Here is a 13,379-nt window from a genome sequence, read left to right as displayed (position 1 = left end):
GTTTGCAAGGCTTAAACACTTTCGTAGTATCGCCACTCGCTATGAGAAGTTAGCGCGTAATTTTAAGTCAATGCTTTATCTGGCGTGTACTATCGTTCATTGTAAGATGAATTGAAGACACGCCCTAATAGAACTGGACATACAATTAATCTATTTTAAGTAATGATATAGCAATCCCTGATACTAGCTAATTACTAAATGCATTGATTGCCAAAATTTTGACTAACCGCTCTATTAGTTACCTAAACTCTCTTATGATACGCGGTTCCATGCATCGCGTGATGCTTGACGCGCTTCGTTCCATTCCATACGAGACTCACCTTTTACTTCGTGCCATGAACGCTCTAAATCTGCTTCATGATCTTCAAAACGAGCATCTACTGGATAACGAGCACGGTTCGCATAACCGACTGCATATGCTGGATGTAAGTCACGGTCAAAATCGTATTCTTCTCTATGATAGTCAGCGTTTGCATACTCTGCACGCCAGTACGCTTCTTCATGAGTTGGATCAATCGCTTCTGCTGCTGCATGACCTGCGCCGCCACCAACGATAGCACCAATAGCACCACCAATTAGCGTACCTAGTGGACCTGCCATCGTACCGATAGCTGCACCTGCTGCTGCACCGCCTACACCGCCAATACCTGTACCTACTGGATGTGAACCTGGCTCACCGGTAATGATGTCTGCGTTTAAATCTTCTTTTGTCTCTTTTGACATATGTTTTACTTCACTGCGATCGATAGCATCATGGTTACTCATAGTATTATCCTTAAATTATTTATTATTTATTGAATTATTTATTTGCTAATTATTAGCGGTCTTACTAAATCCAATTGAAGTATAGAAATTTATAGGTAAGGACAGATAGGCCGATTATGTAAACTGTGTCCGTATTGCGATTATCTTGCGTTACAGCCTGTATCTTTATCACATTTGTGTACGGCAGCCTCATACTTTGAGTAATTATAAATGTACGATCACAATAAATTTACTAATTAAATCAATCTTATAACGGCATTAGAGACCTTTTGATAGCCTGTTGCCATTTAGCAAGATGTCGCTCACGAGCATCAGCTGACATACTTGGTTCAAACACATGATCTACTTGCCATGAAGCTTTCATGGTCGATTCGTCATATAGCCCAGTCTTTAAACCTGCGAGGAGTGCTGCGCCCTTTGCCGTAATCTCTGTATCTCTAGGACGTAATACCGGAACACCCAACAAATCTGCTTGGAACTGCATGAGTAAATCATTATTTGCAGCACCACCATCCACTCTAAGCTCAGTCAAAGGATGAGGACTGTCCTTTTGCATAGCGATAAGCACATCATAGGTTTGATAAGCAACGGCCTCCAATGCAGCGCGTGCAATATGTGCCTTAGTAGTACCGCGGCTCATACCAGTGATGCTAGCGCTAATATCCGAACGCCAATAAGGTGCGCCTAGTCCAGTAAAAGCAGGTAATAGAACAACATCTTCGCTACTGTCCACTTGACGGGCTAAGTCTTCAACATCACTACTTTGTTGAATCATACCCAAATTATCACGCAGCCATTGAACGATAGCCCCTGCCATAAAGACACTGCCCTCTAAGGCATAAGTGACTTCCTTTTTGGGCGGTTGTAGCATGCGTTTGCCTGACTGTACGATTTGGTCAAATGACAAATTATCTGGACGAATTGGTGACGTTTTACGTTGCCACGCGATGGTGGTTAGCAGTTTATGCTCACTCAGTTTTGGCTGTTGGCCAATATTCATTAGCATAAAGCAGCCTGTACCATAAGTGTTTTTGGCCATGCCTGCATCAAGACAACCTTGTCCAAAGAGCGCTGCTTGCTGATCACCCAATACCGCTTGAATGGGTATTTGCTTTGCAAACAGGCCTTTTTTGGTTTTGCCAAAATCGCCGTCGGACGGTAGTACTTTAGGCAATATATGCATAGGTATAGCAAAACGGTCACAAAGTGTCTCTGACCATGCCAGCTTATGGATATCAAATAGCAATGTACGAGAAGCATTGGTCACATCAATGACATGTTCACCGCCTGTGAGCTTATAAATCAGCCAACTATCAATCGTGCCGACCGCTATCTCACCTCTGCTGGCTCGTACACTCAGCTTCGGGTTGTTTTCGAGTAACCAAGCAATCTTACTGGCACTAAAATACGGATCTAAACGCAGACCTGTAATACGCTGTACTTCATGTGCCATATTGACACTATCAATGCTCTGATGCACAGGGTCATTCATGCTATTGGTAGCGCTTTCAGCAGCAAGCGTCTTACAGTAATTTGCGGTACGCCTGTCTTGCCAAATGATGGCAGGAGCCAGTGGCTTGCCAGTTTGCTTATCCCACATCACAATCGACTCACGCTGATTGGTAATCGCGATACTGGTAACGTCAGTGGCAAGCAACCCTGCCCGATTAATAACATCATGTGCACAGCTAATCTGAGTTTGCCAGATCTGCTGTGCATCTTGTTCAACGAATCCAGCTCTTGGTGTTTGCAGCGTCGTTGGCTGTTGTACCATTTTGATAGGACGCGCATGATCATCGTACAATATCGCTCGACTCGATGTGGTCCCTTGATCCAACGCTAAAATATACCCTGCCATGACACACCCTCTACTAATGTTATTTATTCTATTTGATAGCCATTTAGTGACTATTCATTGACTGCTACTTATTGAGCATTTTTTATTTTATTAATTACTACCTAAATGTTTTCATAATGAGATTAAAAACAAAATCTAACTAAAAATAAATTGCGCGAATTTAAAACGTCTTGTTGGCTATGTTGTTACTTATAAACAGATATTTAAAAATTAAATCAATCCTCTATCATACCGCTACTGGTCACACAATAGAAAATGGCATAATACTGAGCATTGACCCGTCACCATTGTGGCTCTACAGTGTACCTCTTATGACGAATGACCGCTTGTTAGCGCTTTTAATATAGCCGTATTTTCATATTAGAATATGAATGATTTATTTAAGCATCATTTTTTCGCTAGCTGGCAAATAGTCTATAATAGTTCAGCAGCTTTATATCCTGAGCAATGAAACCTATCGGTGCTGTTCCTTATTTTATAATACCTTACATTCTAATTAATGGCTTATGTGACTTATGAAATTCATTTTATCAGCGCTACCGACTGCTATGATGACAGTTGCAGTCATAAGCGTGCCTGTCATGACTTACGCGAGCACTGACGCTGACAGTATAGGAGTATCAGATGATGTTACACCAGTGGCTGTGACACAAATCATAGATGCTGATAGTCCAACTGATAATGATAAACCAACTGTAGCGCCTTTTCATACAGTACCAAACCCTCAAGACGCTGAGTCGCAGGCACTGTCTACGCTTGTTGACCCTATTACACATAAAACAGTCGATAACAGCTATGCACTAGACGTCTCAAGCTTTCTGAGCTTAGAGCAAGCGCAGAAGCTGCTGGTACAAGTATCACCTAAAATTGCTGCCAATCAAGCAGCGATTGCTGCTAGCGAATACCAAACTGACGCACTCAGAACTATCGACAATCCGCTCGTATTTGCTCGAGTATCTGCCAGTGCCTATCATTTAGATGAGGATATAGATTTATCTTCTCTCAGAAGTGGTATCGTCAACGAAGTAAACAATGGCGTAGATAACATAGTCCCTCCTACAGCAGACCTACCAGACTTTGGTGAGCTGGTCGGTGAGCGTATTCCCGACTCTTATAACCTCAAGCGCTCAGGCTCTACGTCGGGCGCAGGTCTTGGAGTCGTTTGGCCTATTTATACTGCTGGACGTACGGACGCATTGACTGGCGCCTCGGATGCACGTACGCAAGAAGCGATGGCTGATAGCGTACTAGATAAAAATGAGCTTTATAATACGTTAATTGAGCGTTATTTTAAGGCACAGTTAGCGATTATCGCCGCTTACTTACGAGAAGACGCTTACGATACATTGCAGCAGACCGACCATATGGCCGAGCGTCTGTTTGAAGAAGGTTTTATCTCACGTGTCGATAGACTAGAAGCACAGTCGGCGCTTGCGGATGCCAAGAGTGAGTCCGTCAATGCCAATAATGACGCGCGCCTAGCTATGATTGCGCTACAGCGTCTACTACGTACCGACTACCGTATCAAACCAACCACGCCTTTGTTTGTCTCTAGTCGCCCTCTACCAGATGTGAGCTACTTTCAGGACTTGGCACTAAATAACCATCCTGGACTGCAAAAAGTTGCAGCCAAGCGGGCACAGGCTCAGCAATTACATGCGCTATCAGATACGGGCTACAAGCCTACGGTATTGCTATACGGTTATGGTCAGGTGGAGAAAGATCCAAGCTGGGTCGCTGGTATATCTGCCAGTTGGAAGCTATGGGGCGGACTCGATAAAGCCGCATCATTAGCATCCAGTAGTGCCAAAATACGTCAGGCCGATCTCTCTGAGATTGAAGTTAGTGACAATTTATTGCTACTGGTAGAAAAAAACTGGCACGATGTCAATAATGCTCAATCACGCTATCAGGCATTGCAAAGTAATGTTGATTTGGCAGCAGAAGTATTACGACTACGTCGCTTAGGATTACAAGAAGGTGTAAATACTACCGTTGACGTGGTGCAGGCACAGACGCAATCGCTCAAAGCACGTACCGAGCAAGCACAAGCTGCTAATGACTATGTACAGTCACTGGCTGCCCTTATGCAAAGCTGTGGTACGCCACTTGCCTTTAATGCTTATCTCAATGCCGCTGACATTCAACTGCCTACTTTATATACTGAGCAATGACGTGATGTGAGAAACCATAAGTCGTGCTGATAAACGCTTTGTATTACTCTAAAGTCACATCGAAAATACTATTACCAATCCTCTTATGAACAGCTGCTTTTATGAAAAAACTGACCTCTAAATCGATAAAAAACTGGCTACAGACGTTACTAGAAACGTGGCGTATTGCCAACAACTCTAATGTTTGGGCGCATTGCGCAAGCGTAGGTTTCTTTGGATTCTTATCAATTTTTCCAGTGATGGCTGTGTTTGTCCTGCTTTATGGTCTTGCGTTTTCTCCTGCCGAGATGCAAGAGCAAATCTCGCTTCTGAGTCAATTTATACCTGATACAGTATATGAAGTGCTCAACTCCCGTCTGAGCGAGTTGGTTTCTACGACTACGTCTGCTCTGACTTTCAGCCTGCTTATATCGTCCTTGCTCGCACTTTATGCGGGCTCTAAAGGTATTAAGTCCTTAATTATTCTTATCAACCTTGCGTTTCATATCACTCAAGAGCGTAGTTTTGTACAAAGCACGATTCGCGCAGTTGGTTTGACCTTTGCAGCAGTAGTCGTATTGATTATAGCGGTCTCTTCTATCGCGATTATTCCCTTGGGAGCCGCCTACTTCCCTTTCCCTCAGATAGCAAAGACGATTGCGCTTTGGAGCAGGTGGCCAATATTGACAGGTATCATATTCTTAAGCTTTTTGGGTCTTTATCGTTTAGCCCCAAATCGTGATGCTGTCGCCCTCAAAAAATTAATGCCGGGCGCTGCGCTGGCAACGGTTTTATGGATTATATTGTCCATCTTGTTTTCAATTTATGTGCAAAATTTTAATAACTATAGTGCCGAGTTTGGCGCGCTTTCAGCTGCTGTGGTCATTATGCTGTGGCTATATTATTCAGCATTTATCGTTGCTCTTGGTGCTATTTTTAATTCTGAAACTATAGACAACGCCAAACCTTATGCGTTTCGAGTGTACTAGTAATAAACCCTTTATTTTCAACTTTGTTGCTTTAGGAATCTCATTGTCATGACAGAATTACCACGCGAATCAGACGACTCAAATAAATCAGCTGATGCAAGCGAGTCAGTGACCTCTCAAGATACACACAATTCAGTCGATCCTGTAGAAGACGTGTCTGATATTGAACCAGAGCAACCGACACCTGCTTATAATCGTGACGCCTCTAAAACTGACAAATCTGCGCGTATAAAAAAAGCATTACTTGCACTACTCATACTGATTGTCCTTGGTACGATTGCGTACGGCTTATACAAAAGTAACGCGCATAGCGAGCCAGAAGTTATTACGCTACAAGGGCAAATGCAGATGCAGCAAACGTCGATCGCTGCAAAAGTGCCAGGGCGTATTGCCCAAATTATGGTAACAGAGGGTGATACGGTAACAACAGGTCAGCAACTGGTTGAGATGGATTCGCCTGAGATTAATGCCAAGATCAATCAAGCACGTGCTGGTAAGCAAATCGCGCAAAGCCAATTAGACAAAGCAGAAAATGGTGCGCGCCCGCAAGAAATCGCACAAGCAAAAGCCGCTTGGCAAGCCAATAAAGCCGCGTCTGACTTGGCAGAAAACACCTATCAGCGTGTCAATCGCCTTTACGAAGAAGGATTGATGGCGCGACAAAAGCGCGATGAGGCGTATGCTCAATATCTTGCTACTCAAGACCAAACCGAAGCAGCCCGCTTGCAGTATGATCTGGCGTTAGAAGGCGCACGTACTGAAGATAAGTCAGCGGCCACTGCACAAGTTGCACAGGTCGATGCAAAGCTCGATGAGGCGTTAGTAGCAAAAGAGGAAGCGAACCTAAGAAGTCCTATTGCTGGTATCGTTGACAATGTCATCGTGAGTGCTGGAGAAGTCATCGGTCAAGGGGTTCCGCTTTTAACGCTGGTAGATACCAATGACCAATGGGTAGTACTTAACGTCACTGAGTCTTATTTAAATCAATTTGCTATTGGTCAGACATTTACCGGTACTATCCCAGCGCTGTCATCAGCGGATAAGCCTTATAAAAAACAGTTTACCGTCTATGCGACATCGACCTTATCAGACTTTGCCACTTGGCGTCCGACCAATAACGATGATGGTTTTGATGTGCGTACTTTTGAGGTAAAGGCACGACCATCTAAGCCTGATGCTCGTATCCGCTCAGGTATGAGTGTGGTCGTACGTATCAACCCTACTCCTGTCAATCAGAACCAAGAGTAAGCCATGCACTTGACTAAGTTAAGTGAGGCTTTTTTACGCAGTGCAGCCTACGAGCGCCGTTTTTTGACAAAAAACCATTGGGACTTTAGCATGGTGGTATGGATACCACTGGCAACGGTGCTGCTAATATGGTGGATATTTTCACAGACTCAAATTACCGATTTGCCTATCGGAGTCATCGATCAAGACAATAGCGCTGTTGCCAATACTGCCGTCCGTTACTTAGAGGCCAGTCCTACTTTGACGGTCAGACAGCTGTATTACTCACAAGCGGATGCAGAGGCTGCGATTTTACAGCGCGATATTTACGCTGTTGTCATTATCCCAGAAGACTTTTCTCGTAATATCTTATCGAGCCAGCCTGCTCCATTGACTTTACAAGTCAATGCACAGTACGGTACGCACTCTGGTATTATTCAGGCAGGTGTCCAAGCAGTCGCTAGTACATTATCCGCAGGTGTAGAGATTAAGCGATTGATCAAACAAGGCGTAGCGCCATCACAAGCGATGACGGCTTACGCGCCTATCAGTGTGCAGCGTATTAGCTTATTCAATGCTGCGACCAATTATCAGCAGTTTTTGGCATCGACTGTCATACCTGCCTTATTGCATATATTGGCAATGGTCATTGGCGCAACTACGATAGGCCGCGAGTTACGTGATAAGAATATCGGTCGCTGGTACCGTTTTATTGATATAGGAAAGCCTAGTCTAATCTTATCTACACCTTCAAAAACGACATCTTCGCTATCAACCAAACAAGATAGCAGCAATAACAAAGCATCATCGTCAAGCGCAAAAGTGCCCAATTCGGTCAGCCTATCAGTTTTAGTATTTGGTCTATTGGGTAAATATTTTTGGCCAATACTGGCATATAGCTTGTGGTCGGCGTTGATATTGTGGCTAGCAACGTCCAATCAGAATATAAATATCATGTCTCTTATGGCAGTCTACGCTGGGTTTTTGTGCCTGATGATGTTGTCGTTTTGGTTAGGTGCTATTTTTACTTTGAATTCTTTTTCATTACGTATGGGTCTATCGACTACTGGATTTATTTCAGCGCCTTCTTACGCCTTCGCCGGTGTTACTTTTCCATATATTGCGATTAGTGATAGCGCGCAATATTGGTCAAATGCCCTACCGCTAACGCATTATCTCAAACTCCATATTGCACAGTTACAAATGCAAGCACCGATCGCCATATCGCTACCTATCGTCTATGGCCTTATGCTTGCGGCCATAATAGCGCTAATACTTGCGGCACTATTAACCAAACGCGCATTGGCGCATCCTGAACGTTGGGGAGCACGCTAATGTCTGCACAATCAAATAATACACACTCAAAAACTAATTCAACGGTCATTCCGGCTTCACAAAGTTTTTGGACCAGCTTTATTCAAACTTTCAAAGACGTTTTTGGCGATAAAGGTGTGCTTTTGATGTTGATTATCGCCCCTATCATCTATGGGTTTTTCTACCCTTGGCCTTACTCGTCTGAGGTGGTTAATCATGTGCCAGTAGGTATCATTGATCATGACAACAGCAACTTATCGCGTACTCTCGTGCGCTACGCAAGTGCTAGCCCATACCTAGATACTGAACGATTTATCAATGAGCAGGCTGCCAAAGAAGCCATATGGTCAGATCAAATTGCAGGCTATATGGTGATTCCAACTGGTCTTGAAGAGCAAGTTCAGTCCGGAGAGCAAGCGCACGTCAGCGTACTGGGTAATGGCGGTTATTTTATTTTAAATAAAAACGTCCAATTGGGTTTCTCTCAAGCGGTGGGTACGGTATCCGCAAGCATCAAGGTAAAGAAAAGTATTGCGAAAGGCGCTTATGCATCTACCGCAGCACAGAACACGCAAGCTGTACCGCTACGGATTATGCCACTGTATAACCAAACCGAAGGCTATGGTGCTTATGTCGTACCTGCTGTCTCTGTTATTATCTTACAGCAGACACTTTTAATGGCGACTGCGATGCTGATTGGCACATGGTATGAGCAGCGCCGTCATAGTACCAGTATACGTGGCTGGCTAGGACGTATCGGGGCTTTGAGCTCACTTAGCTTTATCGTTGGCTGCTTTTATTATGGGTGGGCGTTTGAGCTACATCATTATCCACGCGGACAGAACACGCTTGGTACGCTGCTGTTTTTGGCACTATTTTGTCCGACAGTCGCAACGCTCGGCTGCGTACTCGGATTATGGTTCCGGCAGCGTGAGCGCAGTATGCAGATCTTAATTTTTATCTCCTTACCGATATTCTTCTTAAGCGGCTATCCTTGGCCAGCAGACCAATTGCCCCAAGTACTACAAGTAATACGTTGGCTGGTACCGACTACGCCTGCAATCAATACCTCTGTACAGCTTAACCAAATGGGTGCCAGTGTTTCTCAAGTCGCTATAGGATTTTATGCGTTGGCTGGCTTGTGGTTGCTCTATTTTGTTTTATTGCTATTTTTACGCAAGCGTATTCCGCAAAGAAAAGCCTATTTATAAATCCTCAAATTAATTAAATCTATGAGCATAAAAAAAGCGCCTGCTAATAGTAGTAGGCGCTTTTTTATTTATACAATATAAATAGCGGTGGTTTAAAACACTCGGTTCAAACCATTCAATGCTGCCACACGGTATGCTTCTGCCATCGTTGGATAGTTGAAAGTCGTATTTACAAAGTATTCAAGCGTATTGTTGCTCTTACACTTCATCACTGCTTGACCGATATGGATAATCTCTGAAGCGTGGTTACCATAACAATGGATACCTAGAATTTCTAACGTATCACGATGGAACAATATCTTTAATACGCCCGAACGTTCACCAATGATTTGAGCACGTGCCAGATGTTTAAAGAACGCCTGACCCACTTCATACGGAACTTTTTCATCCGTGAGCTCTTGTTCTGTCTTACCGATACAAGAGATTTCAGGAATCGTATAGATACCCGTCGGTACGCTAGATACTGGCTCGGCATCACTATCACCAACCATAAAGGCAGCGGCACAGCGACCTTGGTCATAGGCAGCAGAGGCTAGTGATGGCCAACCGATCACGTCACCAGCAGCATAGATATTGTCGACGTCCGTACAGTAAGTGTCATCTACTTTTAGCTGACCACGGCCATTTGCTTTTAGCCCAATGGCGTCTAAGTTCAAGCCTTCAGTGTTACCTGAGCGACCATTTGACCAAAGAATGGCATCAGATTTGATGCGCTTACCACTCTTTAAGTGTAAAACCACATAATCATCATGAGTTTCTAGATGATCAATCTCTTCGTTACTACGGATAAGCACACCGAACTGTCTAAAGTCATGCGCGATAGCATCACTGATTTCGCTGTCTAAGTAGTTAAGCAACTGATCTTGGTTATTGATTAGATCAACTTTGTAGCCAAGACCAGTAAAGATAGACGCGTACTCACAACCAATCACCCCTGCACCATAAATGATGATTTTTTTGACCACATAATCCATTTGCAAGATTTTGTCAGAGTCAAAAACGCGTGGATGGTTAAAGTCTAAAATCTCAGGACGGTAAGGACGACTACCGACAGTGATGATGGCTTTATTAAAAGTGATGGTTTCATAAACATTTTCATCGACTTCAATACGTAGCGTATGAGCGTCAATGAAACTTGCCCAACCTTGAATGACTTCGATACGGTTGCGCTCATAAAAACGTGTATGGGTACTGACTTGACGACGAATAACTTGACGCGCCTTAGCCAATACTTCATTTAGCGGTACTTGCTTATATTCCATCGCCTTGGTAAACATTGGATCGCGGCGGAAGTTAATCAAGTTAAATACAGATTGGCGCAATGCTTTACTTGGAATCGTACCAACGTGAGTAGAGTTACCCCCTACTTGATCACGCGGATCGACGACCACGACTCTTTTACCAGACTTAGTCAGCTTCATAGCAGCGGCTTCACCAGCAGGTCCCGCCCCCAAAACAACGGCATCATACTCATACTCATGATCGTCACTTTTTAGACGACGAGAGTCTTTGGTAAAACCAGATTTAATATCGATTCGTGTGTCATCGAGCGGATTTACTAGGTCTGGATGATGCATGACATCATCAGTCACTTGTTCATGAGTCTGCTCTATCTTTTCTTTTTTGTTCTTACCTTCGGTATGTTCAGGGCTTGGCACGTGTCCGCTAGATTTATTTGATACTTCGGCATGAATATCTTTACCAGTATCGTTGGTCTCGTCGCTTGCACTTTTACTTACCATGATGTCCTCTTTATATTTATTTATCGAGTAAATGTTTGAGATATAAATGAATCAATATGTAGATGAGTTTGTATCATGTAGATGACTGAGTATCGCCCTACTAAGGCATGCCCACCATACGTTGTGACAGTATGTTTTGCAATGTCCAGTGACCAGTAGCGCTCTGTTGCCCTTCATCAATCTGCGGGCGGGCGCTAATGATGTACTCTGTACCAAGGGTTGGTTTGAAGTCGTCGATCCAGTCATAAGGAATCTGGAACACGCTACCGTCTTTAGACTTAGCAAGTAGGCACTGCATTGGCAATTCTGAAGCACAAGCCACACGGTTTGGCATGACGGTCAGTGTCTGCGCTTCTCCCAATACGATACTTGGAATATAGCGCGGCTCAGGTACTGGATCCTTTGCAAATGGTGATGTTTGACAAGCACTCAGTAAAGTCACTGCACTGATTAAACCTGCCAGCAACAACGATGGCTTTATAGATTGATAGGCTGAAATCATAATATTCTCTATATGATAATTATCTAGGATGAAATGATGTATGTTTATTAGTGTTTTTTGCGCATTTATTAAAGCTGCCTGAACACTTATTGATACCGATTGAACAGATACTGTTTAAGCTGACATTCATTATCCAATACGGCGTTTGAGACCTGTCATCTGCAAAATACGTGTGGCAATCTCTTCAACAGACATCTCTGATACATCTAAGCTTGGGATACCATGCGTGATATAGATACCCTGAATCGCGCGCTGCTCTTGCTGACATTGCTGATAGCTAGAATAACGACTGCCTGCACGGCGCTCTTGACGGATTTTTACCAAGCGATCAGTATCAATAAGCAAACCAAATAGTTTGTCTTTGTGCTCACGTAATGCTTTCGGTAACTGATTGTCGTACAAATCATCTTCGGTCAAAGGATAGTTAGCCGCTCGAATACCGAATTGTAACGCTAAGTATAAAGAAGTCGGCGTCTTACCAGAGCGCGATACACCCACCAGAATAATATCGGCTGCATTATAGTGACGAGTACGCGCTCCATCGTCATTGTCTAAAGCAAAATGCACTGCATCGATCCGCTCTTTATAGGTTTCAGAGTCAACATCATCATGTGCATGCCCTGAATGACCATCTGGCTCCACACCAGTCTCTTCTGCAACACGACCAATCAGACCTTCATACATATCTAAATTACAGCTATGCGCTGAGTTAATCTTTTCGCGAATCTCAGGATTGACGATCGTATCGAAAACCAATGGCAACGACCCATCGCGCTGATACGCCATGTTGATTTGTTCAACCGCATCTTCCGCACGCTCTAAGCTATCGACGTATGGCAATACTCTTGTTTCAAAGGGAACTGAGGCAAACTGACTTAAAATAGCGCGTCCAAGTGTCTCAGCCGTAATAGCTGTGCCATCTGAGATAAAAAACGCCGTTCTAATGGCTTGTGAGCTGTCCAAGTTTAGCGCGTGGCGATTTTGGATAGTGGACTTAACTTGTTCAGATGGATTGCTTGAGTACATATCGTTGACACCTCGGTTGAAAACTCAATAGTGACCTTCATTTAGTTTTTGGTATAGATCTTAGTAATAATTCAGACTTGGTAGACGTTTAGCAGTTATTGACTATTAATAGCGTGAATTTTACTCGGCTTTTTATAGTTACCTTTATAACTTGTATAACTAGGCTTTATAACCGCCTTCTTAAAACGAGCATTTTTCAGCACCTATACTGCACATTTACCATGCAATGTGCATCAACTATCTATGCGCTACATTATACGCATATTAGCCTCTTAATAGAAATCAATGTTACAGGCGTACACTTAGCACCAACATTGTCTTTCAACTTGTCGTCATAATTAATTCACTTCTCATTAAGGCGTTTTTTATGCTTCTTCTATTAAGCTTCTTTTATACAGATACATAAGATTGAAACATAAATTATGGAAATACTCTAAATGTGGCTTATTTGAATACGTTTATTTTATGCAGTAATTGGCTTTTGAAAGCGTATAGCATCATCACTAACAATGATATTTTTCATCCTAGTAAATACGAAACTTGATTAGACTGGCCCTAATTTATGTAGCAAACCCCACAATTTGTATATTTT

General features: G+C 43.3%; 10 protein-coding genes and 1 pseudogene. 6 read left to right on the top strand and 5 right to left on the bottom strand.

Annotation, left to right across the window (positions count from 1 at the left end; all coding sequences use genetic code 11):
- Positions 1-115 (top strand): annotated as a pseudogene (locus tag QL898_RS03420) (IS5/IS1182 family transposase); the annotation flags it as partial.
- A gap of 137 nt (positions 116-252) precedes the next feature.
- On the opposite strand, the gene QL898_RS03415 reads toward QL898_RS03420, so the two are convergent.
- Positions 253-765, bottom strand: coding sequence for a hypothetical protein (locus QL898_RS03415; protein ID WP_057759401.1), 513 nt, complete (start codon positions 763-765; stop codon positions 253-255).
- A 247-nt stretch (positions 766-1,012) separates the two neighbouring features.
- Entirely contained in the window at positions 1,013-2,623 is a 1,611-nt protein-coding gene (gene glpK, locus QL898_RS03410) for a glycerol kinase GlpK (RefSeq protein WP_290175795.1), read from the bottom strand.
- Between the two features lie 515 nt (positions 2,624-3,138).
- Between glpK and QL898_RS03405 the strand changes: the two genes are divergently transcribed.
- From QL898_RS03405 to QL898_RS03385, 5 genes are all read left to right on the top strand, one after another.
- On the top strand, positions 3,139-4,797 hold the full coding sequence (locus QL898_RS03405) for a TolC family protein (RefSeq protein WP_290175794.1): 1,659 nt from the start codon (positions 3,139-3,141) through the stop codon (positions 4,795-4,797).
- Between the two features lie 101 nt (positions 4,798-4,898).
- Positions 4,899-5,765 (top strand): YihY/virulence factor BrkB family protein, encoded by an 867-nt coding sequence (locus tag QL898_RS03400; protein ID WP_114700932.1) that lies wholly within the window; start codon positions 4,899-4,901, stop codon positions 5,763-5,765.
- A 48-nt stretch (positions 5,766-5,813) separates the two neighbouring features.
- Positions 5,814-7,013 (top strand): efflux RND transporter periplasmic adaptor subunit, encoded by a 1,200-nt coding sequence (locus tag QL898_RS03395; RefSeq protein WP_290175793.1) that lies wholly within the window; start codon positions 5,814-5,816, stop codon positions 7,011-7,013.
- Positions 7,014-7,016: 3 nt separating this feature from the next.
- Positions 7,017-8,327 (top strand): ABC transporter permease, encoded by a 1,311-nt coding sequence (locus QL898_RS03390; protein WP_290175792.1) that lies wholly within the window; start codon positions 7,017-7,019, stop codon positions 8,325-8,327.
- Positions 8,327-9,517 (top strand): ABC transporter permease, encoded by a 1,191-nt coding sequence (locus QL898_RS03385; RefSeq protein WP_290175791.1) that lies wholly within the window; start codon positions 8,327-8,329, stop codon positions 9,515-9,517. Before QL898_RS03390 ends, QL898_RS03385 begins: the two co-directional genes overlap by 1 nt.
- 92 nt (positions 9,518-9,609) lie before the next feature.
- On the opposite strand, the gene sthA is transcribed toward QL898_RS03385, so the two are convergent.
- The 3 genes from sthA to QL898_RS03370 all read right to left on the bottom strand — a co-directional run bounded on the left by sthA (position 9,610) and on the right by QL898_RS03370 (position 12,724).
- On the bottom strand, positions 9,610-11,259 hold the full coding sequence (gene sthA / locus QL898_RS03380; protein WP_290175790.1) for a Si-specific NAD(P)(+) transhydrogenase: 1,650 nt from the start codon (positions 11,257-11,259) through the stop codon (positions 9,610-9,612).
- Between the two features lie 100 nt (positions 11,260-11,359).
- The gene (locus QL898_RS03375) at positions 11,360-11,761 is read right to left on the bottom strand and encodes a DUF4377 domain-containing protein (RefSeq protein WP_290175789.1); all 402 of its coding nucleotides are present in this window, start codon (positions 11,759-11,761) and stop codon (positions 11,360-11,362) included.
- Between the two features lie 129 nt (positions 11,762-11,890).
- On the bottom strand, positions 11,891-12,724 hold the full coding sequence (locus QL898_RS03370; RefSeq protein ID WP_180952637.1) for a pyruvate, water dikinase regulatory protein: 834 nt from the start codon (positions 12,722-12,724) through the stop codon (positions 11,891-11,893).
- Positions 12,725-13,379 lie beyond the last annotated feature (655 nt).

It is taken from the genome of Psychrobacter sp. APC 3279 (genome assembly GCF_030407795.1).
Lineage (GTDB): Bacteria > Pseudomonadota > Gammaproteobacteria > Pseudomonadales > Moraxellaceae > Psychrobacter.
This window is presented reverse-complemented; position numbering and strand designations above follow the sequence as displayed.

What these genes read in the sequence shown, in the direction of transcription:
- QL898_RS03415 (WP_057759401.1), bottom strand. Translation starts at nt 765, where the DNA reads ATGAGTAACCATGATGCTATCGATCGCAGTGAAGTAAAACATATGTCA.
- glpK (WP_290175795.1), bottom strand. Translation starts at nt 2,623, where the DNA reads ATGGCAGGGTATATTTTAGCGTTGGATCAAGGGACCACATCGAGTCGA.
- QL898_RS03405 (WP_290175794.1), top strand. Translation starts at nt 3,139, where the DNA reads ATGAAATTCATTTTATCAGCGCTACCGACTGCTATGATGACAGTTGCA.
- QL898_RS03400 (WP_114700932.1), top strand. Translation starts at nt 4,899, where the DNA reads ATGAAAAAACTGACCTCTAAATCGATAAAAAACTGGCTACAGACGTTA.
- QL898_RS03395 (WP_290175793.1), top strand. Translation starts at nt 5,814, where the DNA reads ATGACAGAATTACCACGCGAATCAGACGACTCAAATAAATCAGCTGAT.
- QL898_RS03390 (WP_290175792.1), top strand. Translation starts at nt 7,017, where the DNA reads ATGCACTTGACTAAGTTAAGTGAGGCTTTTTTACGCAGTGCAGCCTAC.
- QL898_RS03385 (WP_290175791.1), top strand. Translation starts at nt 8,327, where the DNA reads ATGTCTGCACAATCAAATAATACACACTCAAAAACTAATTCAACGGTC.
- sthA (WP_290175790.1), bottom strand. Translation starts at nt 11,259, where the DNA reads ATGGTAAGTAAAAGTGCAAGCGACGAGACCAACGATACTGGTAAAGAT.
- QL898_RS03375 (WP_290175789.1), bottom strand. Translation starts at nt 11,761, where the DNA reads ATGATTTCAGCCTATCAATCTATAAAGCCATCGTTGTTGCTGGCAGGT.